Raw genomic sequence first — 23919 nt, 5'->3', positions numbered from 1 at the left:
CGGGCGGTGAAGTGGAATCCCTCCATAAACTTATCAAGCAGAAGGCGGGAAACGAGATTCAATTGATGGACAAGCTGGCAGAGGAGGAGGGAAAGGAAGAGGAGGTCTTGAACCATATGCTTCTCAACCAATTGCTGGGAGAGCTTGGGAAGGACGAGAGGCAGCTTCTCTATATGCGTTATTTCGCGGATAAAACACAGACAGAGATTGGAAAAGAGATGGGAATATCCCAAGTGCAAGTATCCAGAATGGAAAAGCGGATTCTGAAGTCGCTGCGGGAAAAGGTGACTTAGTTGTATTAATTTTTAAAAATGAAATTGTGGCAGGCATGTATATTGTAAATAAAATCCGGCATACTACCAGCAAGAAAGGTTGGTGTTATGTTGTGGAAAAAGCGAAAAGAAGAATACGTGTCTGCCTGCTTGTCGTTGTGTTGGCGGCAGTCTGCATTGGAATTGTCTATTACTGCTATAATATAAAGGGCGGGGACAGCATCACGGAAGGCACTTTAATAGCCAATATAGGGACTGGCTTGGAAAGGCTGGTGCACTATGGCTTCAAGTAATGAGATTCTATATATAAAGGGCGATAAGAATGTAGAAGTCAAAAAGCTGGATGTCACTTTGGGAGATATTTTGAGCATGGAATGCAGCAACCAAAATATAACGAATAAAGTGAAATCTCTGCGCCTTCTGAGGGTACCGGAGAAGGGACAGCATAGATTCGTCGTCTCTATTCTGAAGATTATTGAATGTATACACAAAGAATATCCAAACCTAGACATTCAGAACGAGGGAGAAATCGACCTTATTATAACTTATGAAAAGCCGCAGAAGCCTAACATGTTTTTCCATTGGGTAAAGGTGATTGTAATCGCAGGAATTACTTTTTTGGGAGCGGCATTTTCAATTATGTCTTTTAATAACGACGTTGGGATCACAAAAATGTTCGGTCAGGTGTATGAGCTCTTGATGGGACATTCGTCTGACGGCTTTACGATTCTTGAGTTAACCTATTGTATCGGGTTGATTGTAGGAATTTTAGTATTTTTCAATCATTTTGGGAAAAAGCGTTTCTCCGTGGATCCGACACCTATGGAGGTGGAGATGCGTCTGTATGAGAATGATATTCAATCTACACTGATTGAGGCATATGCAAGGAAGGAGAAGGAGCTGGATGTGGGTGGTCAAACAAATTCTGCTGGCAATACTGGGGCTTAGCTTTGGGACGGCCATAGCGGCAGGGCTTTTTTCCTTTATCATCGGACTTGGCGTTGTATCCGACTTTGCTGACAGGACGCACACGGGAGAGCATATCCTTTTTTATGAAGATTGTATTGCGGTGGGTGGAATTTTGGGGAACATTTTCTGGGTATACCACATTTCTATCCCGTATGGGGGCTGGCTCGTCCCTCTGTTCGGCTTGTTCGGAGGCATCTTTGTAGGATGCTGGTCTATGGCTTTGGCGGAGGTGCTTAATATTTTCCCGATTTTTATTAGAAGAGTCAAGCTTCTGAAGGTGATACCTTATTTGATACTGGGAATGGCATTGGGGAAAGGTTTTGGGGCGCTGCTCCATTTTTATATGCGGTGGTAAAGAGTAAGGAGGGAATCTGTGATTGGGCAGATTCCTTTTTTTATTATGATTTGAATAATAAGTATATTTTCCAAACTTTTTCAAATACTAAAGCAAGAGAAACAGGAGGATTTGATAAATATGGAGGATAAACAGAAAAAGCAGGAGGCATATGAAAAGTATGTCAAGGAAAAAACCCCTGTTCACAAGCTGGTTCCCAATATGGCGAAGGCGTTTGTGACAGGCGGGGTCATCTGTGTAATCGGTCAGGTGATTTTGAATTATTGTGAAAAAATCGGGCTGGATAAGGATACCAGCGGAGGGTGGACTTCTCTGATTCTGGTGCTTTTAAGTGTCATTCTGACAGGATTGAACATTTACCCTCAGATTGCCAATTGGGGAGGCGCAGGAGCACTTGTGCCAATCACGGGATTTGCCAATTCTGTGGCGGCTCCGGCAATTGAATATAAAAAGGAAGGTCAGGTATTCGGTATTGGCTGTAAGATTTTTACAATAGCCGGTCCGGTTATCCTGTACGGGATATTTACCAGCTGGCTTTTGGGGCTTATATACTGGATTGGTATGTGTATAGGTATTGTGTAGTGAATTGTATGGAAAGAGAGGAGCAGATATCATGAGTGATGACAGAATGAGTGAAATACCGATTGGATTTGCGTTGAGCCTTGCTATGAACAGGGAGGCGCTGGACGTTTACACAAGAATGGGAGATGCCGAGCGGGATGAAATTGTGGAAAAGAGCCGTCAGGTAAAGTCAAAGGAAGAGATGGAACGTCTGGTGGACGGACTGGGGCAGGACAAATATTTCTGAAAAGATGAGAGGTGACAATATGAACCATACAAAAGGGGCGCAGAGTATCGGATTTGCCGAAAGCCCGTTTTTGGTGAGCAGCGGTTCCGTTGTAGGAAAAAAAGAGAGCGAGGGGCCGCTGGGTAAAAAATTTGATATGATATCCAAAGATGATTTGTTTGGAGAGGAGACTTGGGAGGCGGCAGAGGGAGTTATGCAGAAAAAAGCCTGTGGTCTGGCGCTCAACAAGGCGTCTATGCAGCCTGAGCAGGTCAGGTTCCTATTCGGGGGAGATTTGCTCCGGCAGGGGATTGCCACTTCTATGGGGGTGGAGGCGCTGCAGATTCCGATGTTCGGCCTTTTTGGCGCCTGCTCCACATCCGGCGAGGCGCTTGCCCTCGCGGCAATGAGCGTGGCAGCAGGATATGGAGACTACATGCTGGCAGTGACGTCAAGCCATTTTGGAAGCGCCGAAAAAGAGTTTCGATTTCCATTGGGGTATGCAAACCAGCGCCCATTGTCCGCCACATGGACTGTGACCGGAAGCGGAGCATTTCTTGTCGGAAAGAAGAAAAGCCATGTAAGGATAAGCGGCGTCACAATTGGTAAAATAGTCGATTACGGACTCAAGGATTCCCAGAACATGGGAGCCTGCATGGCTCCCGCTGCCTGTGATACCATCGTACAGAATCTGGAGGATTTCGGGCGTCAGGAAAGCGATTATGACCGCATTATTACCGGGGATTTAGGTTATGTGGGGCAGTCTATCCTATTTGATCTGATACGCAAAAAAGGCAGGGACATTAAAGACAATCATATGGACTGCGGGATGGTCATCTTCGACCAGAAAACACAGAATACCAATGCAGGAGGAAGCGGCTGCGGCTGCGCCGCCACCACATTGTCCGCATATATTCTGCCCAAGTTAGAATCCGGAGAATGGAAGCGGATTCTCTTCGTACCCACCGGAGCGCTGATGTCGACAGTCAGCTTTAACGAAGGCGAAAGCGTGCCGGGAATTGCACATGGAATTGTGTTAGAACATTGCTAATTGTATCTAAATTGTAGAGGGGGACAGGTCCCAACGCGTTGGGACCTGTCCCCAATGGAGGAGACTATGGATTATTTGAATGCTTTTTGGGTAGGCGGACTGGTATGTGCGCTGGTACAAATATTGCTGGACAGAACGAAAATGATGCCGGGCCGTGTGATGGTGCTGCTTGTAGTGAGCGGCGCGATTTTGGGGTTCATACACATATTCAAGCCAATTCAGGACTTTGCCGGTGCGGGAATCAGTGTTCCGCTTTTGGGATTCGGCAACACGCTTTGGAAGGGCGTAAAAGAAGCGGTGGAGCAGAATGGATTTATCGGAATCTTTATGGGAGGCTTCAAGGCCAGCGCGGTCGGAATCAGTGCGGCGCTTATTTTCGGGTATCTTTCCTCGCTGATTTTTGAGCCAAAGATGAAGAAATAGCGGTTGTGTTCTCGTAAAAACAATGTTAAAATCAAGTTTAGGCGGCTTGTAAAGCCGCCGGATTTGAAGAGGACAAAAAGATGGTATTGACAACATTATGCTATATTGAAAATGAAGACTCATATCTAATGCTCCACCGCATTAAAAAATCTCATGATGTCAACAAGGACAAGTGGATTGGGGTGGGAGGCAAATTCGAGGCGGACGAGAGTCCGGAGGAATGTCTTTTTAGGGAAGTAAAGGAAGAAACCGGTTTGACGCTGACGTCATGGCGGCTTCGGGGAGTCATTACGTTTTTATGTGCCGGATGGGAGTCGGAGTACATGTTTCTTTATACTGCCGACGGCTATGAAGGCACGATTGGCGAGTGCCCGGAAGGGACACTGGAGTGGGTGAAAAAGTCAGAGATTGAGAATCTGAATCTATGGGAAGGCGATAAGATATTTTTCCGGCTGCTAAATGAAGAAGCGCCGTTCTTCTCCCTGAAACTCAGTTATGAAGGAGACACACTCAAACTGGCAGTGTTGGACGGGATACAGATAGTACCGGAATGTCCGAAAGAAAACAACAAATTCTAAAAATGAGAGGGTACATAATAGGAGAAAAGATATGGAATACACAAGTATAATTATCCCATTTGTCGGCGGTCTCGGTATGTTCATCTACGGAATGCAGATTATGGCGCAGGGGCTTGAGAACGCGGCCGGAAACCGAATGAAATCTTTGCTTGAAGTGCTGACGAAGAACAAATTCTTCGGCGTCCTGCTGGGGGCATTTATCACAGCAGTTATCCAGAGTTCATCCGCCACCACAGTCATGGTGGTAGGCTTTGTAAATGCGGGAATTATGAACCTGCAGCAGGCCATGGGCGTTATCATGGGAGCAAACGTGGGAACCACCGTTACAGGCTGGCTCGTTTCCTCCGTCGAATGGGCAAAATTCTTGAGTCCGTCGACGTTAGCGCCGATTGCCATCATGATTGGTGTCATCATCATGCTGACAGGGAAGCGCCGCTCCGCCAAAGATATAGCAAGCATTGTCATTGGGTTTGGGCTTTTATTTGTGGGAATTTCCACCATGTCCTCGGCAGTTGCTCCGCTGAAAGAATCTGAGGCGTTCTGCAACATTTTTGTAAGGCTGGGGCACAATCCTTTCCTAGGCATATTAGCCGGCGCAGCGGTAACCGCTATTATACAAAGTTCATCCGCATCGGTAGGTATTCTCCAGAGCTTGGCGGCTGCGGGTCTTGTACCTTTCAGCGCAGCCATCTATATCATTATGGGACAGAATATCGGAACTTGTGTTACAGCTATTTTGTCAAGTATGGGCGCAAAGAAAAATGCTAAGACAGCGGCTCTTATGCATCTTCTCTTCAATATAATAGGAACAGTGATTTTCAGTGTCGGCGCAATCTTGTTTTTGAAGATTGCAAATCCGGTATGGGGACATGGAATGATCAGCCAGACCCAAATCAGTTTGGCGCATACTATATTTAACATTGCCACGACGGTGCTGCTGTTCCCGGCATCCAACTTAATTATCAAGCTGGCCAAAGTAATCGGACGCGTGGAAGACACCGAAGTGGACGACAGCAAGGTACATCTGGATGACCGTATGCTGGAGACACCTACTATCGCCATTCAGTCCGTAATCTCCGAGATTGTCCGCATGGGCCATATTGTGGCCGACTCCTTAAAGGTGGCGAAGGAAGTACTGTTCACACAGGATCAAGAACAGATTACCTTCTTGAAAGAGGAGGAAAATAAAGTAGACCGCCTGAGTGCAGGCATCACAGAGTATGCCATTAAGCTTTCAGGACTTCAAATCAGTGAACGTGAGCATCAGGCAGTTTCCCACATGCTTCAGGTTGTATCCGACATGGAGCGGATCAGTGATTACTGTGAAAATATATCCGAGTTTGCTGAGACATTGGTAGAAAAGAAGGTCGCATTCTCAGATGTAGGGGAAGGTCATCTAAAAGAAATGATGGATGTCTGTACCCAAAGTTATCTCTATTCACTGGAAGCGTTTGAATCCAACGACAAGGAAAGCGCTCTCAGGACAGTGGAGAAGGAAACGGAGGCCGATGGTCTTGAGATTTCGCTTAGAAGTAAGCACATAAAGAGACTTACGAATAATCAGTGCAACACAGAGGCCGGCATCGTATTTCTTGATACACTCGTCTGCATGGAGCGTATTTCGGACCATGCAAGAAATATCGCAGAGGAAGTACTGGAAGATTAAGCCAGAGTATTGTATAATATCAGGTAACACAAGATATCCTATCAATGAACCTTAACAAGAATTGAGGAGGCGGTCGGTATGGCAAATAACACAATTATTGTAATTGGCAGACAGTTTGGAAGCGGCGGACACGAAGTGGGGAAGCGTCTGGCAGACAGGCTTGACATCCCGTTCTACGACCGTAACCTGATTCAGATGGCGGCGGAGGAGCTGGGAGTCAGCCACGAGAAGGCGGAGGAAGTAGATGAAACTATTCTTGGCAAATTCTTGTCTGCCTATGTGGTCGGTTCCGGAGATTATACAATGCACACGGAAGGCGAACACGGGGAAAAACCTTTAAGTGACAAGCTGTTCATGGCCCAGTCCGACATAATCAGAAGACTGGCGCGGCGGGGTTCCTGCATTATCGTGGGAAGGTGCGCCGATTACATATTGGAGAATGAGTTCCAATGCATCAATGCTTTTATTTATGCAGAGATTGAAGACCGTATCCGGCGTATTATGCGAATCTATAATTTGACTGAGGAAGAAGCCTGGACCAAGATCAAAGAAGTAGATAATGCCAGAAAGCTGTATTATGAAGCACATACGGGCAGCACATGGGGGAGCATAGAATCCCATCAAATGCTGTTCAATGTGAGCCTATTAAATATTAGTGATGTGGTGGATATACTGGCGGCCATGTATCGTGCCAGAAGATAAGCACAGAATAAGATTTAAACTACAACAGGGGAATGAAAAGCGATTGGCGTTTCATTCCCTTTTTGCATAAATTTTCAATAAAAAACCTTAAGAAAAGATTAATTATTTGCATAGTAAAAACTTCCTAATTTTTCTATATAATACTGTGTATTAGAGTTCGGAAAGGAGGAGCAGGGTGGAATCAGTTATTGAAGTACACAATCTATATAAATACTACCGTGTCGGGGACAGCATTGTCAGGGCGCTGAACGGCCTGAATTTTGAAATTTACCAAGGCGAATTCTGCGCCATTGTAGGAACTTCTGGCTCAGGAAAGTCAACATTATTAAATATGCTGGCAGGTCTTGAGAAACCTACTAAAGGTGAGATTGTTATCAGTGGAAAGCATATTGAAAAACTAACAGAGGACCAACTGGTCAGCTTTCGGCGGGATAATGTTGGGTTCATCTTCCAGTCTTTCCATCTGCTGGGGACAATGAACGCTTTGGAAAATGTAGCGCTTCCATTGAGTTTCAGGGGAGAGAAAAGGGAGAACAGGTTGAAGAAGGCAGATAAAATGTTGGATTTGGTCAATCTGGGAAAACATAAAAAACATATACCCAATCAGATGTCAGGGGGCCAGCAGCAGAGAGTCGGGGTCGCGCGTGCCTTAGTAGTAGACCCAAAGATTATATTTGCAGACGAACCTACCGGGAATCTGGACTCACATACCTCGGAAGATGTGATGAAATTGATGCAGAAAGTAGTGCGTGAACAAAAGAAGACATTAGTCATGGTTACACACGACGATCATTTGGCAACTTATGCTGACCGGGTATTTCATATTATTGACGGGCAAATCGTCAAAATAGATAACAACTATCAGGAAAACAGGGAGGAACCTAAAAATGAAAAGAATTAAGAAATTATGGGCAGCTGTCATCTGCATAGTATTGGCGGCGGCCACCATACCTGCACAGCCGGTCCGGGCGGCAGAAGGCCTGCTGGTAAGCGTGCAGGCAGCAGATGAAGGAACACTGAGCTACAACTATTCGGAGACTAAAAAATTGTCCCTTAAGGTCGCTAATTTAGGAGGCGTAAATGCTAAAAACATCCAGATTGTGCCGAGAATCAGCGAGAATATCGACGCGTGGCCGTTTGAAATCGCAAATAAAGACTATACACAGACAATCGACACACTTGCTGCCGGGGAAACGGTTAATGTTGAATTCGAGTTTACAGCCAGAGAAAAGGTGAAAACACAGTATTATAAACTGGCTTTTGATTATACATATGTGTCTGCGGATGACGGCGGAGTACAGGGTGACGGAGAATACGGCCTTTATGTAAAGACGGTGGCGAAGCCTAAAAAGGATGACGGCGGTCAGGGCGGCTTAAATGACAATAACAATCAAGGCGGGAATACAGGAGACGGCGGTCAGGGCATCCCTCTTGACACAGGAGGCGGCGTGGCCAATTCCGAGCCTATGATGACAAGCGGCGGCGGTGCCGGCGGAGGAAGTGAAGGAAACGGTTCTGTCCCTCGAGTAATTGTCACAGGATTTACAACAGATCCGGCAGAAGTGAAGGCAGGAAGCAATTTCAAATTGACCATTCATTTGAAAAACACATCCAAAAAAACGGCGGTCAGCAACATGCTCTTTGATTTGAGCTCACCCACAGAAGGCGCGGATGAAAACACGTCTGCCCCGGCATTTCTCCCGGCGTCCGGAAGCAGTTCTATTTATCTCGACGGAATTAAGGCTGACGGGACGAAGGATATCTCCATAGAATTAAACGCAAAGTCAGATTTGGTACAGAAACCGTACAGCGTTCAGCTGTCTATGAAATACGAAGATTCACAGGCTACACAGTTCGAGAGCGCGTCGGCAGTGTCTATTCCGGTCAAACAGGATGCCAGATTTGAGTTTGGAGAATTTCAGATAAGTCCTGAAAGCGTTTCTGTGGGAAGCGAAGCTAACATTATGTGTGAGCTTTATAATCTGGGCCGTGTGAAATTATATAATGTAAAGGCAAAATTTGAAGGAAATGGAATTAAGACGGCAGAGACATTTGTCGGCAATGTGGAATCAGGAGCGACGGCAAATATAGACGGGATGGTGACGGCGGAAAGCCCAACGGCCGGAGCGGAAAAGATGAAGATGACTCTCAGCTACGAAGATGAAGGAGGAAAAGTTTCTACAATAGAAAAAGAATTTCAGCTTGAAATTACTGAGGGTATGGAAGACGGCGTGAACATGACGGATATGCCGATAGATGAAGCGGAAAAAGGATTTCCTATTGTCCCGGTAGTGATCGTTATAGTGGTAATTGCAGGAATAGTGGCAGGGGTTATCATTTATAAAAAGAAGAAAAAAAGAAAATTAGAAGAAGAGGAGGAGGGATTAGTCGATGAATTTGACAGACTTACTGAGGATGAGCCTCGGGAACCTTAAAAGGCGTAAACTCAGGACGTTTTTGACGGTTTTAGGTGTCATCATCGGTACGGCGTCAATCGTTGTCATGATTTCCCTCGGACTTGGAATGCAGAACTCGATATATCAGGAGGTGGAGCAGTCTGGCGGCCTGACCACACTTACGGTAACAGGTAAGAGCAGTGGAGACACCATGATGGGCTATGACGGCCAGAATTCTGACGAACCCACAAAATATATCACGGATGACACTATCAAAGAATTTAGTCAGATAGAACACGTGAAACTGGCGGCCCCGATGTATCAGATGAGTGGATATTTATTGAAAGGCCCCTATATTGGATATATTCAGATTGTAGGGACTACGCGAGAAGCATTGGAGAATCAGAATATAGAGCTGCGTCCGGGAGGGAGTCTTCCGGCGGAAAATTCGGGTCAATTGGAATTCGTATTCGGCAATGGTCTGCAGACTCAGTTTTACGAGAAGAACAGCGGTAAAGGCTACTGGGATACCGGAGAAATGCCAGATGTGGATTTAGAGAAGGATCAAATGTTTCTGGTTCTGAATACGCAGGCATACGATAATGCCCGGAGTGGTTCTGGTTTTGGCTCCGGGGATGGGGGCGAACAGCCGGGGACACGGAAAGCAAAACCGGCTCAGAAATATGTAGTACATTCCAGCGGTGTAGTTGCCGGAGGCCCCGACAGTTACAATACCCATTTTTATAATGCGTACTGTGATATTGACACATTAAAAATGATGCTCAAACGTGAGTTCGCGGGTACTGCCATTCCGGGACAGCCGCAGACGAAGAGCGGTAAGCCCTACAAATTCTTTGCTTATACGAGTGCATCCGTAAAAGTAGATGATCTGGATGAAGTAGATGCTGTGTCACAGCAGCTCCGGGATATGGGATATAATGTTCAGAGCAATGTGGAATATGTGGAGAGTATGAAAAGCCAGTTTGCCATTATTCAAGCAGTGCTCGGAGGAATTGGCGCAGTGTCGCTCCTTGTAGCGGCCATTGGCATTGCCAATACAATGATGATGTCTATATATGAAAGAACAAAAGAAATCGGTGTTATCAAGGTGCTTGGATGCAGTCTGAAGAACATTAAGCAGATGTTCCTTATGGAAGCCGCGTTCATCGGGTTCTTGGGCGGCGTCATTGGAAATATATTCAGCTTTGCCATATCAGGAGCTATAAACTTTATTGTAGGAAGTTCTGGGGAATCCATGGGATTTGCCGGGAATATATCTTACATACCAGTTTGGCTGATGCTTGTATCCATGGGATTTGCCGTGCTGGTGGGAATGGTGGCAGGATATTTTCCCGCGCTCAGGGCGATGAGGCTGAGTCCGCTTGCCGCTATACGGAACGAATAGAGCGAAAAGAAATATTATCTATAAGATAAAAGAGGCCTTCCGGACAGAAATGGCTATCTGTTCGAAAGGCCTTTTTTTATTCCTCGATCACATGGATTTCAAGAAAATCAAAATCTATGGAATCCACGAAGTTATCTTGGTAGAATCTTGCTTTTGAGTGGCGCTTGAACTCTGCAACGGTAGAATCAAGCCAGATTGGTTTACTTAAATCAAATTCATAGCAGACTTCCTCCAATGCGGAGAAGATTTTGTGAGTCCTTGTATCGTCACTGTCATTACAGATAGTAGTATCTCTCAACATATGGTTGTCTTTGAATGTTTTTGCCCATAAACGGAACATATATGTGTACCTCTCTTTAGTGCATTATTTGTCAAAAAGCTGTCTGTGTAAATCTGAGTATAGCATTGCCCTGTTAAAAAGTAAATATGTGATTTCAGCACAATAAATAAAATCATGAAGAACGGTTCTAAGTATGGTGATTATTTGGTATAATAATAAATACGTATATAGATTTTGGAATGGAAAAAGGAGAAGGACATGTTTCAAAGAGTGAAAAGCCTTTTGTATCACCCTGAGAGAAAGAGAATATTGACTGTCACAGCAGTTCTGCTTATAGCGGCCGTGAGTGTCTGTACTGTACAGAATGGTTTGAGAACAAAGGCTTCTCGGGTAATGGCAGCAGAACAAAAAGACTTGGAAGATGGAAGTGGCTCCGGTAAAACGCTAACACAAGAAGCGGAATCAATGGTTGGAATGAAAAGGCAGATGGCCATAGAAGGTATAGAGCGCCTGCGGTCAGTCAATGAGAATGCAGCGCAGGAGACGGGGGCAGCCGGTATTCAGAATCTGACGGAGCAGGAGGCTCATCTCAAAGAGATTGAGGCCATTGAGGCATCTATCCTTCCCGGGCAGTATCCTATTATGGGGGAGAGCAGCATTCAGGTGGAACAGATGGTAGCCTTTTTTAATACTAATGGAGCAAATTATCCGTCGGAAGAGTTGGGGAGCGGTGGAGCGCCGGATATAGAGACCTTTTGCCAAATATATTATGATGAGGCGGTGGCGGAAGGCGTGAGACCGGAGGTCGCGTTTGCGCAGACCATGAAGGAAACCGGATGGCTGCAGTATGGAGGAGACGCGTCCATCGCACAGTTCAACTTTGCAGGGCTGGGGACGACAGGCGGTGGAGTACCGGGAAACAGCTATGCCGATGTAAGGACGGGGGTGCGGGCCCAGATACAGCATCTGAAGGCGTATGCCACGGACCAGTCTCTAAGTCAGGAATGTGTGGATGACCGGTATACCTATGTCACCAAAGGGTGTGCGCCTTTTGTGGAATGGCTTGGACAGAACGAGAATCCGGAAGGTTACGGATGGGCAACAGGATTGAATTACGGATATGATATTGTGGATATGATACATACTATGAGAAGTTTTTAATGAGTCAGCGGAGGTACGTTAAATGAAGAAAGTATTAATCGTGGTGGATATGCAGAATGATTTTGTGTCGGGGAGTCTTGGGAGCCCGGAGGCACAGGAGATTGTGGCAGGTGTGCTGGAAAAGGTAAAAGATGCAAAAGAAGATGAAATAGATATTATATTTACACGGGATACACATACAGAGGAGTATCTGAATACACAGGAAGGGGCAAAGCTTCCGGTCGTTCATTGTGTTGCGGGGACAACGGGGTGGGAGATTATCGACAGCCTGAAACCTTATGCGGATGAGACAAGGATTATAGATAAGCCCTCCTTTGGAAGTCTGGAGCTGGCTTCCTATGTTGCGGCTAAAGGCTATCACGAGATAGAACTCGTCGGTTTGTGTACGGATATTTGTGTGGTATCCAATGCGCTACTTATAAAAGCTGCATCACTGGAGGCAATAGTCAGTGTAGATGCATCATGCTGTGCTGGCGTCACAAGAGACAGTCATGAAGCCGCGTTAAAGACGATGGAAATGTGCCAAGTCGATGTAATCAGAGGATAGTATGCACTCTTTTTTGGAAGAAATTGGAAGACTTAAAAATCTATAAACTCTTTTTGGGTTTATAGATTTTTTAAATTCTCCATGCTATACTAAAAGAAGTAATTAGCAAAGGGGAAAAATAGATGCAGGCAGCGATTAAGAACTACGATGATGTGGACAGCTGGAAGACTGTGATGTTTTTGTATAATTCAGCGCTAAAGGAAGTGGGGACCAAGCTGGAGATACTTAACGATGAGTTTCAGCATGTGCATCAATACAATCCGATAGAACATATAAAGACCAGAATCAAGTCACCGGAGAGCATTGTCAAGAAGCTGAAAAGAAATGGCTATGAGACATCCATTGAGAATATGGTACGCTACGTAAATGATATTGCTGGGGTCCGGCTGATATGCTCCTTTACTTCCGATATTTACCGTCTGGGAGAGATGATTGGCAATCAGAGTGATTTAAAGGTTCTATCTATTAAAGACTATATTAAGAATCCGAAGGAAAGCGGTTATAAGAGTTATCATATGCTTGTCTCAGTTCCGATTTTCCTTTCGGACAGTGTCGTAGATACCAAGGTAGAGATTCAAATCAGAACCATTGCTATGGATTTTTGGGCCAGTCTGGAGCATAAGATTTATTATAAGTTTGAAGGGCAGGCGCCAGAGTACATCAGTAAAGAACTTCGCGAGTGTGCAGAGATGGTATCGGCTTTGGATGAGAAGATGCTGTCCCTGAATGAAGCAATTCTCAAATGTATACGCGAACAAGAAGAACAGGCAGTAAAAAAAGAAGACCCAGAGATTAAGAACAATCCTATGATACACAAATAGTGAGATTTTTTGAGTAAGGGACGAAGATCCGTGAGGAGGCGCGCCACATAGCGGGCGACAGTCGAAAGCTTCCTATCACGGATTTTCTGTTTTTCTCAAATGGGAAATCTTTGAAGGTTGAATGTGCTAAACATAAATACGGGAACAGAGTCGTTCAGTGATGTGAAGGCTCTGCTCCCGTATTTTTATTTGTTCTAACGGGAACAGTCTAATTTTGAAAGACAGGAATAATGTGCGACATACGACCTCAAGGATTTCCCTTTTGAGAACGTGCCGTGTCAGGACGCTCCCGGTGGTCATCGTTATGGGGGACACCTCCCTCCGTCTTTTCGTCCCTTTCTCAAATAAATCCCACTTTACACAGATTTAACATTGTGAAGATTTCAGATTTTACATTCCTCCCGTATGATAATGATTGTGAAGACAAGGAAAAATAAAAGAATTAAAGTTTGGAGGAATTAGTAATTATGAAAATGAAGAAGTTTATGGCAATGACATTGGCAGCAGTTATGACAGTAGCATTGGCTACAGGATGCGGAAGTAAGAAAGATGAAACAGACAGTACAAATAATGATACAGATACGAAGACAGAATCGGGGTCAGACTGGGATCCGACCAACGATATTTCCGTGATTTCAAGAGAAGATGGTTCTGGCACGAGAGGGGCGTTTATTGAACTCTTCGGTATCGAAGAAAAAGATGCAAGCGGTGAGAAGGTAGATAATACAACCGTAGATGCCAACATCACAAACAGTACCGAGGTCATGATGTCAACTGTGGCTGGAGATGAGTATGCAATCGGATACGTTTCTCTCGGTTCTTTGAATGATAAGGTAAAAGCAGTGAAGATTGACGGCGCCGAGGCGACCGAGGAAAATATCAAATCCGGTACATATAAAGTTTCCAGACCGTTTAATATTGCAACCAAGGGAGAGGGCTCAGAAGTTGCTCAGGATTTTATCAATTACATTTTGAGTGAAGAAGGACAGAAGGTAGTTTCGGACAATGGATATATCTCTCTGGATGATGTGAAGCCATATGAGTCAAATGGAGCGACAGGAAAGATAGTAATAGCCGGCTCTTCCTCCGTGACACCGGTCATGGAGAAATTGAAAGAAGCATATCTGGCATTGAATACAGAGGCAGAGATTGAGATTCAGCAGAGCGATTCTACAACAGGCATGACTTCCGCGATTGACGGAATCTGTGATATTGGTATGGCTTCCCGTGAATTAAAGGAAGAAGAAGCAGCAGAATTGACACCGATTGTCATCGCAACCGACGGTATTGCCGTAGTTGTAAATAATGACAGCACGGTAGACGATTTGACAAGCGAGCAGGTAAAGGCAATCTTTACAGGCGAAGCACTCACATGGGAAGAGGCTCTGGAATAAAGACGGTTCTGGAATATATGAGGGAAAATAAATGAAAGCATGGAACGAAAAAATCATGCGGGGTGTGTTCTTCATTGCCGCCTGTACTTCGGTACTGGCGGTAGCGCTCATTTGTGCGTTTCTTTTTGCAAACGGCATCCCGGCAATGAAAGAGATTGGTTTTTTGAAGTTTTTAAATGGAACAACCTGGCGGCCCAACAACGACATCTATGGTATTTTCCCAATGATTCTGGGCAGTATTTATGTGACGGCGGGAGCCATTATTATAGGAGTACCAATAGGCATTCTCACCTCGGTCTTTATGGCAAAATATTGTCCTAAGAAGATTTATCCTGTATTGAAAGGCGCAACGGAGCTTCTTGCGGGAATTCCGTCGGTCGTGTATGGATTTTTCGGATTAGTCGTGTTGGTGCCGATTGTGCGGCAAATCGGACGTTCGCTGAAAGAAGCTGATATTTTGAAAAGTGCCGGTAACGGGAGCAGTATATTGACTGCGTCACTGCTTTTAGGCATGATGATTCTGCCGACCATTATCGGGGTGACCGAGTCTGCTATCCGAGCGGTTCCCGCACATTATTATGAAGGTGCGCTGGCACTTGGGGCGACCCATGAACGCAGTATCTTCAGAGTGGTGCTGCCGGCCGCCAAATCCGGAGTAGTAGCGGGTGTTGTTCTAGGCGTAGGCCGGGCGATAGGTGAGACAATGGCAGTAATTATGGTGGCCGGAAACCAGCCGAGAATGCCACAAGGTATATTCAAGGGTGTCCGTACAATGACTGCGAACATTGTAATAGAGATGGGATATGCCGCAGGGCTGCACCGTGAAGCGCTGATTGCAACGGCAGTAGTACTCTTTGTGTTTATACTGATTATTAATTTCTGCGTAGCCTTACTGAATAGGAGGTCACAGCATGAGTAAAAAAATGAAACAAAAATTGATTTCCTATAAAAATGCGCCGCTTTCGGCACTCATGGCCGTTCTCGTATTACTGGCCACAGTCGCCACATTTGCCGTACTATTGTTTTTAATTGCTTACATATTAATAAACGGTATCCCTCATATTTCATTAGATTTATTTTCGCCGAACTACACGACAGACAATGTGTCGCTGTTACCGGCACTATTTAACACCATAATAATGACGGGACTTTCTCTTGTGATCGCTGTTCCTTTCGGAATCTTTTCTGCTATCTTTTTGGTAGAATATGCGGGCAGGGGGAATCGGTTTATCAATGTGATACGGCTGACCACGGAAACGCTGTCCGGAATACCGTCCATTGTCTATGGACTTTTTGGCATGTTGTTCTTCGTCATTACACTTGGATGGGGAATGTCCATTCTGGCAGGTGCGTTTACACTGGCAATTATGATTCTTCCGCTGATTATGCGTACCACGGAGGAGGCATTGAAATCGGTACCAGACAGCTTTCGGGAAGGCAGCTTCGGCCTTGGGGCAGGCAAGCTGAGGACCGTGTTCCGCATTGTACTCCCCTCGGCTGTACCGGGAATTCTGGCAGGTGTGATTCTGGCTATCGGCCGTATTGTAGGGGAGACCGCAGCGCTTATTTACACGGCAGGCACTGTGGCGGAAGTTCCAAAGAATATTATGAGTTCAGGAAGAACGCTTGCGGTACATATGTATAATCTGGCCAGCGAGGGACTGCATATGGATAAGGCATATGCGACGGCGGTTATTCTGCTGGTGGTTGTCATACTTATCAACATGCTGTCCGGCTGGGTGGCTAAAAAGCTTACGAAAGGAAACGGAAATGGAGAAAATTAAAGTTAAAAATTTGGATTTGTATTATGATGACTTTAAGGCATTGAAAAATGTCAGTCTGGATATAGAGCCGAATAAAATCACTGCTTTTATCGGACCCAGTGGGTGCGGGAAATCCACGCTTCTTAAATCTCTGAACCGTATGAATGATTTAGTGGAAGGATGCCGGATTGAAGGCAGCGTACTGCTGGATGGCGAGGATATTTATGGAAACATGGATGTGAATTTATTGAGAAAGAGAGTGGGGATGGTATTTCAAAAACCAAATCCATTTCCCATGAGCATTTATGATAATATCGCTTTTGGGCCGAGAACCCACGGAATCCATTCAAAGTCAAGGCTTGATGATATCGTGGAAAAATCACTGAGAGATGCGGCGATTTGGGATGAGTGCAAGGACAGATTGAAAAAAAGCGCCCTCGGCATGTCCGGGGGGCAGCAGCAGCGTCTCTGCATTGCGAGAGCATTGGCGGTGCAGCCGGAAGTTCTATTGATGGATGAGCCTACGTCTGCGCTGGATCCTATCTCTACTTCCAAGATTGAAGACCTTGCGACAGAGCTGAAAAAAGATTATACTATTGTCATGGTAACACATAATATGCAGCAGGCCGTACGTGTGTCCGACAATACCGCATTTTTCCTTCTCGGCGAGGTTATCGAATATAATGATACAGAAAAATTGTTCTCTATACCGTCCGACAAGCGGACAGAGGATTATATTACAGGGAGGTTTGGTTAAAATGCGGAATAAGTTTGACAGACAATTAGAGCTTTTGAATAAGCAGCTTTCCCATATGGGAGGCCTGTGCGAGACGGCGATAGAAGAAGTTACTAAAGCGCTGGAGGAGGGCGATACGGCCCGGGCCAAAGCCGTGATTACGGCAGATGAAGAAATTGATCAGATGGAAAAGGATATTGAAGGCCTGTGCCTGAAACTGCTGCTTCAGCAGCAGCCGGTAGCCAGAGATCTGCGCCAGATATCGGCAGCGCTTAAGATGATAACCGACATGGAACGAATCGGCGACCAGACGGCGGACATTGCCGATATAGTTATAGCGGCGCAGATTCCGTCCGGTCAGGACATTCATTGCATCGGAGTGATGTCCGAGGCCGCGGCCAAGATGGTACGTGACAGCGTGACGGCCTATGTACAGAAGGATTTGGAGCTTGCCAGACAAGTGATGGAGGCAGACGATGCGGTTGACCAGATGTTTGAAGAAATCAAATGTAAGCTGGTCAGGCTTATAGCTGAGAATGAGGGACATGACGGCGATCAGGCTATTGATTTGATTATGATAATTAAATATTTGGAGCGCATCGGTGACCACGCAACGAATATTGCAGAGTGGGTGGAATTTTCTATCACCGGAATCCATGCGGGCGGTGTGAAAATATAACAAGCGCCCGGATGTGAAAACGATATAAAAGGAGAAAAATAAGAGTATGATATTTTGTGTGGAAGATGACGGAAATATCAGGGAGCTGGTAGTGTATACACTGGAAACTACGGGTTTCTCGGCTCGTGGTTTTGAAGATGGCAGACAGTTTTTTGAAGCTTTGGCAGAGGAATTGCCAGAGCTTGTTCTGCTTGATATCATGCTGCCGGGCGAGGACGGTATGGAGATATTGAAAAAATTAAAGGCATCATCCAGAACCCGGGATATACCAGTGGTTATGCTGACAGCTAAGGGAGCAGAGTATGATAAGGTCATGGGGCTGGATTCTGGTGCGGACGACTATGTGACAAAGCCCTTTGGCATGATGGAACTGGTCTCAAGAATCCGTGCAGTAATGCGGCGCGCAGGTAAAAAAAGCGAGGCGGATATCTATATGCTTGGAGAGCTCTGTATGGATGTGAAGAAACATGAAGTGACGGTAGAGGGACAGGGAATCGCCTTGACATTGAAAGAATTTGAGTTGTTAAAAAGGCTGATGACGAATCGAAACATTGTGCTCACCAGAGACCGGCTTTTGGAAGAAATATGGGGGTACGACTTCGACGGGGAAACGAGAACGGTGGACGTTCATGTAAGAACCCTGCGGCAGAAGCTGGGAAAAGCAGGAGAATATATCGAGACGGTACGGGGCGTTGGATACCGGATGGGGGATGACAATGAGGCGTAAGATTCAAAAAAGTATGCTCCTGATACTTTCAGGGGCACTTTTAATATCCTATTTACTGCTTACTGTTGTGGTTTATCAGCAGACCTTGAATATTATGGAAGGGGAGCTGGCACAGGAGGCAGAGTATATTAAGGCTGCCGTGGAGATTTCGGGGAAATACTATCTGGAAGATATGGATAATGTCCGGAAGGACACGAGAGTGACGCTCATTGCGGAAAACGGGAACGTTTTGTATGATTCAGGGGATGATGCACAGACGCTGGAAAATCATGCATCCCGCAGAGAAGTGGAGCAGGCCGCTGCGTTTGGGAGCGGGAAGGATGTCCGCCTTTCGGATACTGTTGGCAAAGAAATGTTTTACTATGCCATAAAAATGAAAGATTCCAGTATTCTTCGGGTATCCAAAACAATGGATACGGTGTGGCGCACGGCACTGAATGTACTTCCTTATATGATAGGAATTGGACTTATCATGGGAATACTGTCCTGGATACTAGCTCGCCATCAGGTAGCCCGCCTAATAAGGCCTATCAACACACTGGATTTGGAGAAGCCGCTGGAGAATGACGTTTACGAGGAACTTTCTCCGCTTCTGGAGCGGATTGACCGTCAGAACAAGGAGAAAGACAAAATAGAGCAGATGAGGCGGGAGTTTTCTGCCAATGTATCCCACGAGCTGAAGACGCCGTTGACTTCTATTTCTGGATATGCGGAGATTATGATGAATGGACTGGTGCGCCCGGAGGATATGCAGGGATTCTCGGAGCGGATCTACCACGAGGCCAGCCGGATGATAACGCTTGTAGGAGACATTATCAAGTTGTCCAAATTAGACGAGGGAAGTATTGAGCTGGAGAAGGAAGAGGTGGATTTGTATGCCCTTGCCAGAGAAGTGGTGAGCCGTCTGGCACCTCAGGCCGAGAAGAAAAAGGTTCGAATCGAAGTGTCCGGTGAGCATGTCACTTTCCGGGGAATCCGTCAAATCGTGGATGAGATGATATATAATATCTGTGAAAATGCTATTAAGTATAATGTTGAAGGCGGAACAGTGAGTATTTGGGCAGGCAATACGCTGCGTGGCCGCTTAGTCAGTGTCAGAGATACCGGAATCGGCATTCCCGAGGAGCATCAGGAGCGAATATTTGAACGGTTCTACCGGGTGGACAAAAGCCATTCACGGGATACTGGAGGAACAGGGCTTGGACTCTCTATTGTAAAACATGGGGCACTGCTTCATGAGGTGGATATACAGGTGGAGAGCAAAGTCGGCGTGGGGACGAAGATGGAGTTGAATTTTCATTAGAATTTGAAGCGATGAAAGACCTCTGTAGGAGCAGGATGAGAAGCCAGAATGGTGGAAAACATGCTCGGTCAGAGGTCTTTTTTATAATCGTGTGGTATGTATTTCAGTGAGTAAATGAAAAAATATCGTGAAGTAATATACTTCACGATATTTTTTGCATATTTTCTAAAAATCCTTATTTATCTTAGCACACCAGATTAAAAAAGTAAAGTTTTAAACCTTTCTTTTGTCTAATATTGTTTACATATACAAAAAATTCTACAATTTTCCTCAAATTATCAAAAAATATAATTGCAAAAATCATACTGTAAATTTTTTACAGTAATTATTTGTCTAAATTTCTCGTGAAGTATATTACTCTACGAAATTCAGTAAAGGGCAAAAGTTCCTAAAATATGAAAAATCCAACATTTTATACAGTTTTAACAAAAAAGTTCGTTCTCCGTTGCAATCATAGAGAGTGGCTTCAGAGGACGCAGACGCTATACAACGAAGTGCTGCAGTTCTACTATGAGCTGTATTTGAATCAGCAGGCGCAATTAAATGCTGGCAGCCAGCAGGTTATGAGAAGTCTGGAGCAGCTGACCATTGTGGGAAGAGATAAGAAAGAAGTACCGTTTCCCCTGCCATGGGAGAAAATTCCTTTGTATTTTCGCAGGGCTGCCATTAATGCGGCGATTGCGGCGGGGAAAAGCTATCTGGCAAGGGACAGACAGTGGAAACAGACGGAGAAATTTACAGCATCGGTCACCTTTTATAAAGGAATGTATAAGAGACTGAACGAAAAGTCTGTGGAGCTGAAGGTCTGGGACGGTGAGGCATGGCGCTGGTTGCACTGCAGATTATCCGGCAACACCTTTAGTCCAACGGAAGAATGTCTTTCTCCTTCGGTGGTATTAAAGGGACAGCAGACTGAGCTCCATGTACCGGTGAGGGAAGCGGTGCCGGACGGCAGGAAGGCTAAGGAGCGTATTGCAGATGGGGAGAACATTGCCGCAGTCCAATTCACGAACAGGGACAGGCTGGCTGTTATGTGTGTGCTGGACAGTGAAGGAGAGCAGAAAGCCGCACGCTTTATAAAAGGCGGTGCGGAGTATGTCCACCTATGCAGGAAGGTGCAGGAAGCGCTCGAACGCTCACAGAAAGCGACGGGGAATCAGGCTGGAGGCCAGAGCAATCAGAAATATTGGATGAAGCTGAAACATCTGAATGAGTATTATTCCCATAAGTTCAGCCGTGAAATCGTGGACTATTGTGCTGAATGGCAGGTAAGTGTGCTGGTGCTGCCTGTGTATTCGGAGGAATACAGCAGATATGTGATGAAGTCATCCGGAAACTGGTCGGCTCTGCATTTAAGCAATCAGATTCGTGAAAAATTGAAGTATAAGGCGTGGAAGGCCGGGATAGTGGTGCTTGAGACCGATGCGGCGGGAGTCAGCTCCCAATGTGCCGTGTGTGGGAAGAAGATACGGAAAAAGGATGCGGAGTTTGCCTGTCCGGAAGGGCATGAAGGGAACCGGTATCTGAACGGGGCGTTGAATCTGGGAAGGAAATGCCTAAAGAGTTTTGGAAAACAGGTGGGATGACCACTGGTTTTATAGAGCCTATGGGAAACTGTAGGGAAGGGTGGAAGCTAAAGGCTTTTGCTTTTTGGTTGAATACCGCCGGTCGGCTCTGGGGATTGGGTCGGCGAAGAGGTGTCCAGAGTGTGGGCAGAGAGTATTCGAAGTTATAGAATATTAGATTATATAAGAAAAGGGTGTGCAGAATAAAATGAGGCGTGTAATTACATATGGGACATTTGATTTATTACATTATGGACACATTAATTTACTTCGAAGAGCGAAGGAGCTTGGGGATTATTTGATAGTTGTCCTTTCATCGGATGAATTCAATTTAAAAGAAAAAAATAAAAAATGTTATTTTACATACGAACAGAGGAAAATGCTTTTAGAGTCTATTCGCTTTGTGGATTTGGTCATTCCAGAAAATAATTGGGAGCAAAAGCGCACTGATGTCCATGAGTATTATATTGATACTTTTGTGATGGGAGATGATTGGCGTGGGAAATTTGATTTCTTGGAAGAAGAAGGGGTTAAAGTTGTATATTTGCCAAGAACACCGGAAATCAGTACGACACAGATAAAGGCTGATTTAAATGTCAAAAAGGAAGAAAAATAGAGGAGACAGGGAATATGAAGGCCATCCAAACAGATGCTGAAGAACATAAGCTTTCAGTAGTTCAAAGTGTTATCCTTGATAATTTTAGAATCATCAAAGATATCTTGGAAGAAGAGGGAATAAAATACTATATGCTTGGAGGTACACTTTTAGGTGCCGTAAGACATCAGGGATTTATCCCGTGGGATGATGATATTGATATAGGAATAGAACGGGAAGATTATGAGAGACTGCTTGTTACCGTAGCGGAACGATTGCCGGATTATCTAGAGTTACAGACATTTAAAAATCAAACAGCACATCATTATTATTTTTCACGTATTGTAGACCGAAGACATGCAGTCAAAAGAAACGGAAGTTTGCTCGAAAGGGAAGAAAATGTGTGGATTGATATCTTTCCATTGGATGGCATGCCGGATAATGTGATTCTTCGAAAAATACATATGGCCAGACTTCTTTGGGTCAGGACCCGATATCATATATCTTGTTTTGAACAAGTTAATTTAAAGCGTCCAAATAGGCCGTTGTCCGAAAAGGTGATTATCAAATTCGTTGAACTTACTGGATGGGGAAGAAACGGGGATACGAAAAAGCTGCTGGAAAAACTGGATACTCTGCTAAAGGAATACAGTATCGAAAAAACGGGATGGATCATTAATTTTATGGGACAGTACAAATTTAAAGAAATGTTTTTGAAAAAGTATTATGGTAAAGGGAAATTATATCCATTTGAGGATTTGATGCTTTGGGGGCCGGTTGATGCTGATTTTGTGTTAAAGCAGATGTATGGGAATTATATGAGGATTCCAGATGACGCTGAAAAAAATGTACATGCGGCACAATTAATAGAGTGAGAATCTAATGATATGGAATTAGAGGAGAATCATGAGCGATAAGTTAAGAGAACTACAGCTTACAGAATTACGTTTGTTTAAAAAATTTGATGAAATATGCAGGCAATATGGAATAACTTATTATGCCTTGGGTGGAACTTTGCTGGGAGCGGTACGCCACAAAGGATTCATCCCTTGGGATGATGACATGGACATAGGCGTTCCAAGACCTGATTATGACAGATTGAGCGCTATATTTTCCAAAGAGTTGGACAACACGATTCATTTTCACGATTTTCATAGTGACCCCCAATATATAAGATATTTTGGAAGGCTAGAAGATACAAGTATTAAAATAATCCGTCACGATAATATGAAAGAAGAACATTCTTTTGCCTGGATTGATATTTTCCCATTAGATGGTATGCCAAATAATATGATACTTCGTACTATTTGGAAATTGTATGTACTTTTCTTAAGGATGATTTACCGCTTCTCTTGTTTTGACACACTGGTAAATGTAAATAAAAAGAATCGTCCGTGGTATGAGAAGGCGCTGATTTTTGTGGGGCGTCATTTTTCAATCCAGACTTTACTGAACACTGAAGATTGTTTGAACAAATTGGAGAAAGCACTTACCAAATTTCCATATGAGCAGTCAAACTATCTTGTAAACGCAATGGGAGCATACAAGTTTAAAGAGATGTTTCATAAAAAAGTTTATGGAGAAGGCTCTTTGTATGCATTTGAAGATATAGAGATATGTGGACCGGTAGACTTTGATACTGTGTGCCGTCAGCTGTATGGTGATTACATGCAGCCTCCGGCAGAAGAAGAACGGAATCATCATGGGCTGAAGGCTATAATTATGAATGGAGATAGTGATTAAG

Annotated in this window: 29 protein-coding genes; 28 read left to right on the top strand and 1 reads right to left on the bottom strand. The window is 44.8% G+C overall.

Annotated elements, in window-relative coordinates:
* The 14 genes from BN6465_RS15415 to BN6465_RS15350 form a co-directional block, all read left to right on the top strand.
* The coding region (locus BN6465_RS15415; RefSeq protein ID WP_154670304.1) for a sigma-70 family RNA polymerase sigma factor at positions 1-293 on the top strand (293 nt) is incomplete at its 5' end.
* 92 nt (positions 294-385) lie between these two features.
* Positions 386-565 (top strand): hypothetical protein, encoded by a 180-nt coding sequence (locus tag BN6465_RS15410; RefSeq protein ID WP_074017815.1) that lies wholly within the window; start codon positions 386-388, stop codon positions 563-565.
* Complete coding sequence (locus tag BN6465_RS15405; protein ID WP_066736862.1) at positions 552-1220, top strand: stage V sporulation protein AA; 669 nt, start codon at positions 552-554, stop codon at positions 1218-1220. Before BN6465_RS15410 ends, BN6465_RS15405 begins: the two co-directional genes overlap by 14 nt.
* Positions 1177-1596 carry a stage V sporulation protein AB gene (locus BN6465_RS15400; protein ID WP_066736861.1) on the top strand — a complete coding sequence of 140 codons (420 nt, stop codon included), beginning with the start codon at positions 1177-1179 and terminating at the stop codon, positions 1594-1596. Before BN6465_RS15405 ends, BN6465_RS15400 begins: the two co-directional genes overlap by 44 nt.
* A gap of 120 nt (positions 1597-1716) precedes the next feature.
* A complete protein-coding gene (locus tag BN6465_RS15395) occupies positions 1717-2178 on the top strand; it encodes a SpoVA/SpoVAEb family sporulation membrane protein (protein WP_066736859.1) in 462 nt (153 codons plus the stop codon).
* 31 nt (positions 2179-2209) lie between these two features.
* The gene (locus tag BN6465_RS15390; protein ID WP_066736857.1) at positions 2210-2404 is read left to right on the top strand and encodes a hypothetical protein; all 195 of its coding nucleotides are present in this window, start codon (positions 2210-2212) and stop codon (positions 2402-2404) included.
* A gap of 19 nt (positions 2405-2423) precedes the next feature.
* Positions 2424-3434 carry a stage V sporulation protein AD gene (locus tag BN6465_RS15385; RefSeq protein WP_066736855.1) on the top strand — a complete coding sequence of 337 codons (1011 nt, stop codon included), beginning with the start codon at positions 2424-2426 and terminating at the stop codon, positions 3432-3434.
* A gap of 66 nt (positions 3435-3500) precedes the next feature.
* Positions 3501-3857, top strand: coding sequence for a SpoVA/SpoVAEb family sporulation membrane protein (locus BN6465_RS15380; protein ID WP_066736854.1), 357 nt, complete (start codon positions 3501-3503; stop codon positions 3855-3857).
* Between the two features lie 80 nt (positions 3858-3937).
* Positions 3938-4435: an NUDIX hydrolase gene (locus tag BN6465_RS15375; protein ID WP_066736852.1), complete on the top strand. Its 498-nt coding sequence runs from the start codon at positions 3938-3940 to the stop codon at positions 4433-4435.
* A gap of 31 nt (positions 4436-4466) precedes the next feature.
* The gene (locus BN6465_RS15370; RefSeq protein WP_066736851.1) at positions 4467-6101 is read left to right on the top strand and encodes a Na/Pi cotransporter family protein; all 1635 of its coding nucleotides are present in this window, start codon (positions 4467-4469) and stop codon (positions 6099-6101) included.
* A 78-nt stretch (positions 6102-6179) separates the two neighbouring features.
* A complete protein-coding gene (locus BN6465_RS15365; RefSeq protein ID WP_066736850.1) occupies positions 6180-6803 on the top strand; it encodes a cytidylate kinase-like family protein in 624 nt (207 codons plus the stop codon).
* A gap of 175 nt (positions 6804-6978) precedes the next feature.
* Complete coding sequence (locus BN6465_RS15360; RefSeq protein ID WP_066736849.1) at positions 6979-7704, top strand: ABC transporter ATP-binding protein; 726 nt, start codon at positions 6979-6981, stop codon at positions 7702-7704.
* Positions 7691-9238, top strand: coding sequence for a COG1361 S-layer family protein (locus tag BN6465_RS21040; protein ID WP_066736847.1), 1548 nt, complete (start codon positions 7691-7693; stop codon positions 9236-9238). Before BN6465_RS15360 ends, BN6465_RS21040 begins: the two co-directional genes overlap by 14 nt.
* The gene (locus BN6465_RS15350; RefSeq protein ID WP_066736844.1) at positions 9195-10604 is read left to right on the top strand and encodes an ABC transporter permease; all 1410 of its coding nucleotides are present in this window, start codon (positions 9195-9197) and stop codon (positions 10602-10604) included. The genes BN6465_RS21040 and BN6465_RS15350 overlap by 44 nt, the downstream gene beginning before the upstream one ends.
* 76 nt (positions 10605-10680) lie before the next feature.
* On the opposite strand, the gene BN6465_RS15345 is transcribed toward BN6465_RS15350, so the two are convergent.
* Positions 10681-10944: a hypothetical protein gene (locus BN6465_RS15345; RefSeq protein WP_066736842.1), complete on the bottom strand. Its 264-nt coding sequence runs from the start codon at positions 10942-10944 to the stop codon at positions 10681-10683.
* A 198-nt stretch (positions 10945-11142) separates the two neighbouring features.
* Here BN6465_RS15345 and BN6465_RS15340 point away from each other — a divergent pair, with 198 nt between their 5' ends.
* The 14 genes from BN6465_RS15340 (at position 11143) to BN6465_RS15275 (ending at position 23918) form a co-directional block, all read left to right on the top strand.
* Positions 11143-12045 carry a glucosaminidase domain-containing protein gene (locus BN6465_RS15340; RefSeq protein WP_227183312.1) on the top strand — a complete coding sequence of 301 codons (903 nt, stop codon included), beginning with the start codon at positions 11143-11145 and terminating at the stop codon, positions 12043-12045.
* Positions 12046-12067: 22 nt separating this feature from the next.
* The gene (locus BN6465_RS15335; RefSeq protein ID WP_066736840.1) at positions 12068-12592 is read left to right on the top strand and encodes a cysteine hydrolase family protein; all 525 of its coding nucleotides are present in this window, start codon (positions 12068-12070) and stop codon (positions 12590-12592) included.
* A gap of 122 nt (positions 12593-12714) precedes the next feature.
* The gene (locus BN6465_RS15330; protein ID WP_066736839.1) at positions 12715-13413 is read left to right on the top strand and encodes a GTP pyrophosphokinase; all 699 of its coding nucleotides are present in this window, start codon (positions 12715-12717) and stop codon (positions 13411-13413) included.
* Between the two features lie 467 nt (positions 13414-13880).
* Positions 13881-14807, top strand: a complete 927-nt coding sequence (locus BN6465_RS15325; RefSeq protein ID WP_066736838.1) for a substrate-binding domain-containing protein — start codon at positions 13881-13883, stop codon at positions 14805-14807.
* Positions 14808-14838: 31 nt separating this feature from the next.
* Positions 14839-15726 (top strand): phosphate ABC transporter permease subunit PstC, encoded by an 888-nt coding sequence (pstC, locus tag BN6465_RS15320; protein ID WP_066736833.1) that lies wholly within the window; start codon positions 14839-14841, stop codon positions 15724-15726.
* Positions 15719-16591: a phosphate ABC transporter permease PstA gene (gene pstA / locus BN6465_RS15315; RefSeq protein ID WP_066736831.1), complete on the top strand. Its 873-nt coding sequence runs from the start codon at positions 15719-15721 to the stop codon at positions 16589-16591. Before pstC ends, pstA begins: the two co-directional genes overlap by 8 nt.
* Positions 16578-17327, top strand: coding sequence for a phosphate ABC transporter ATP-binding protein PstB (gene pstB / locus BN6465_RS15310; RefSeq protein WP_066736829.1), 750 nt, complete (start codon positions 16578-16580; stop codon positions 17325-17327). The genes pstA and pstB overlap by 14 nt, the downstream gene beginning before the upstream one ends.
* Before the next feature lies 1 nt (position 17328).
* Positions 17329-17985 (top strand): phosphate signaling complex protein PhoU, encoded by a 657-nt coding sequence (gene phoU / locus BN6465_RS15305; protein WP_066736827.1) that lies wholly within the window; start codon positions 17329-17331, stop codon positions 17983-17985.
* Positions 17986-18031: 46 nt separating this feature from the next.
* On the top strand, positions 18032-18712 hold the full coding sequence (locus tag BN6465_RS15300) for a winged helix-turn-helix domain-containing protein (protein WP_066736824.1): 681 nt from the start codon (positions 18032-18034) through the stop codon (positions 18710-18712).
* On the top strand, positions 18702-20015 hold the full coding sequence (locus BN6465_RS15295; protein WP_066736822.1) for a sensor histidine kinase: 1314 nt from the start codon (positions 18702-18704) through the stop codon (positions 20013-20015). The genes BN6465_RS15300 and BN6465_RS15295 overlap by 11 nt, the downstream gene beginning before the upstream one ends.
* Before the next feature lie 395 nt (positions 20016-20410).
* A complete protein-coding gene (locus BN6465_RS15290; protein WP_066736821.1) occupies positions 20411-21601 on the top strand; it encodes a zinc ribbon domain-containing protein in 1191 nt (396 codons plus the stop codon).
* A 187-nt stretch (positions 21602-21788) separates the two neighbouring features.
* Complete coding sequence (tagD, locus tag BN6465_RS15285) at positions 21789-22196, top strand: glycerol-3-phosphate cytidylyltransferase (protein ID WP_066736820.1); 408 nt, start codon at positions 21789-21791, stop codon at positions 22194-22196.
* A 14-nt stretch (positions 22197-22210) separates the two neighbouring features.
* A complete protein-coding gene (locus BN6465_RS15280; protein WP_066736819.1) occupies positions 22211-23050 on the top strand; it encodes a LicD family protein in 840 nt (279 codons plus the stop codon).
* Between the two features lie 31 nt (positions 23051-23081).
* Positions 23082-23918, top strand: coding sequence for a LicD family protein (locus BN6465_RS15275; protein ID WP_066736817.1), 837 nt, complete (start codon positions 23082-23084; stop codon positions 23916-23918).
* Position 23919 lies beyond the last annotated feature (1 nt).

The sequence above is a fragment of the Bariatricus massiliensis genome (assembly GCF_900086725.1).
Lineage (GTDB): Bacteria > Bacillota > Clostridia > Lachnospirales > Lachnospiraceae > Allocoprococcus > Allocoprococcus massiliensis.
Note: the sequence above shows the minus strand (reverse complement) of the source record. Positions and strands in the feature narration are given on the sequence as shown.

What these genes read in the sequence shown, in the direction of transcription:
- BN6465_RS15405 (WP_066736862.1), top strand. Translation starts at nt 552, where the DNA reads ATGGCTTCAAGTAATGAGATTCTATATATAAAGGGCGATAAGAATGTA.
- BN6465_RS15400 (WP_066736861.1), top strand. Translation starts at nt 1,177, where the DNA reads ATGTGGGTGGTCAAACAAATTCTGCTGGCAATACTGGGGCTTAGCTTT.
- BN6465_RS15395 (WP_066736859.1), top strand. Translation starts at nt 1,717, where the DNA reads ATGGAGGATAAACAGAAAAAGCAGGAGGCATATGAAAAGTATGTCAAG.
- BN6465_RS15390 (WP_066736857.1), top strand. Translation starts at nt 2,210, where the DNA reads ATGAGTGATGACAGAATGAGTGAAATACCGATTGGATTTGCGTTGAGC.
- BN6465_RS15385 (WP_066736855.1), top strand. Translation starts at nt 2,424, where the DNA reads ATGAACCATACAAAAGGGGCGCAGAGTATCGGATTTGCCGAAAGCCCG.
- BN6465_RS15380 (WP_066736854.1), top strand. Translation starts at nt 3,501, where the DNA reads ATGGATTATTTGAATGCTTTTTGGGTAGGCGGACTGGTATGTGCGCTG.
- BN6465_RS15375 (WP_066736852.1), top strand. Translation starts at nt 3,938, where the DNA reads ATGGTATTGACAACATTATGCTATATTGAAAATGAAGACTCATATCTA.
- BN6465_RS15370 (WP_066736851.1), top strand. Translation starts at nt 4,467, where the DNA reads ATGGAATACACAAGTATAATTATCCCATTTGTCGGCGGTCTCGGTATG.
- BN6465_RS15365 (WP_066736850.1), top strand. Translation starts at nt 6,180, where the DNA reads ATGGCAAATAACACAATTATTGTAATTGGCAGACAGTTTGGAAGCGGC.
- BN6465_RS21040 (WP_066736847.1), top strand. Translation starts at nt 7,691, where the DNA reads ATGAAAAGAATTAAGAAATTATGGGCAGCTGTCATCTGCATAGTATTG.
- BN6465_RS15350 (WP_066736844.1), top strand. Translation starts at nt 9,195, where the DNA reads ATGAATTTGACAGACTTACTGAGGATGAGCCTCGGGAACCTTAAAAGG.
- BN6465_RS15345 (WP_066736842.1), bottom strand. Translation starts at nt 10,944, where the DNA reads ATGTTCCGTTTATGGGCAAAAACATTCAAAGACAACCATATGTTGAGA.
- BN6465_RS15340 (WP_227183312.1), top strand. Translation starts at nt 11,143, where the DNA reads ATGTTTCAAAGAGTGAAAAGCCTTTTGTATCACCCTGAGAGAAAGAGA.
- BN6465_RS15335 (WP_066736840.1), top strand. Translation starts at nt 12,068, where the DNA reads ATGAAGAAAGTATTAATCGTGGTGGATATGCAGAATGATTTTGTGTCG.
- BN6465_RS15330 (WP_066736839.1), top strand. Translation starts at nt 12,715, where the DNA reads ATGCAGGCAGCGATTAAGAACTACGATGATGTGGACAGCTGGAAGACT.
- BN6465_RS15325 (WP_066736838.1), top strand. Translation starts at nt 13,881, where the DNA reads ATGAAAATGAAGAAGTTTATGGCAATGACATTGGCAGCAGTTATGACA.
- pstC (WP_066736833.1), top strand. Translation starts at nt 14,839, where the DNA reads ATGAAAGCATGGAACGAAAAAATCATGCGGGGTGTGTTCTTCATTGCC.
- pstA (WP_066736831.1), top strand. Translation starts at nt 15,719, where the DNA reads ATGAGTAAAAAAATGAAACAAAAATTGATTTCCTATAAAAATGCGCCG.
- pstB (WP_066736829.1), top strand. Translation starts at nt 16,578, where the DNA reads ATGGAGAAAATTAAAGTTAAAAATTTGGATTTGTATTATGATGACTTT.
- phoU (WP_066736827.1), top strand. Translation starts at nt 17,329, where the DNA reads ATGCGGAATAAGTTTGACAGACAATTAGAGCTTTTGAATAAGCAGCTT.
- BN6465_RS15300 (WP_066736824.1), top strand. Translation starts at nt 18,032, where the DNA reads ATGATATTTTGTGTGGAAGATGACGGAAATATCAGGGAGCTGGTAGTG.
- BN6465_RS15295 (WP_066736822.1), top strand. Translation starts at nt 18,702, where the DNA reads ATGAGGCGTAAGATTCAAAAAAGTATGCTCCTGATACTTTCAGGGGCA.
- BN6465_RS15290 (WP_066736821.1), top strand. Translation starts at nt 20,411, where the DNA reads ATGAAAAATCCAACATTTTATACAGTTTTAACAAAAAAGTTCGTTCTC.
- tagD (WP_066736820.1), top strand. Translation starts at nt 21,789, where the DNA reads ATGAGGCGTGTAATTACATATGGGACATTTGATTTATTACATTATGGA.
- BN6465_RS15280 (WP_066736819.1), top strand. Translation starts at nt 22,211, where the DNA reads ATGAAGGCCATCCAAACAGATGCTGAAGAACATAAGCTTTCAGTAGTT.
- BN6465_RS15275 (WP_066736817.1), top strand. Translation starts at nt 23,082, where the DNA reads ATGAGCGATAAGTTAAGAGAACTACAGCTTACAGAATTACGTTTGTTT.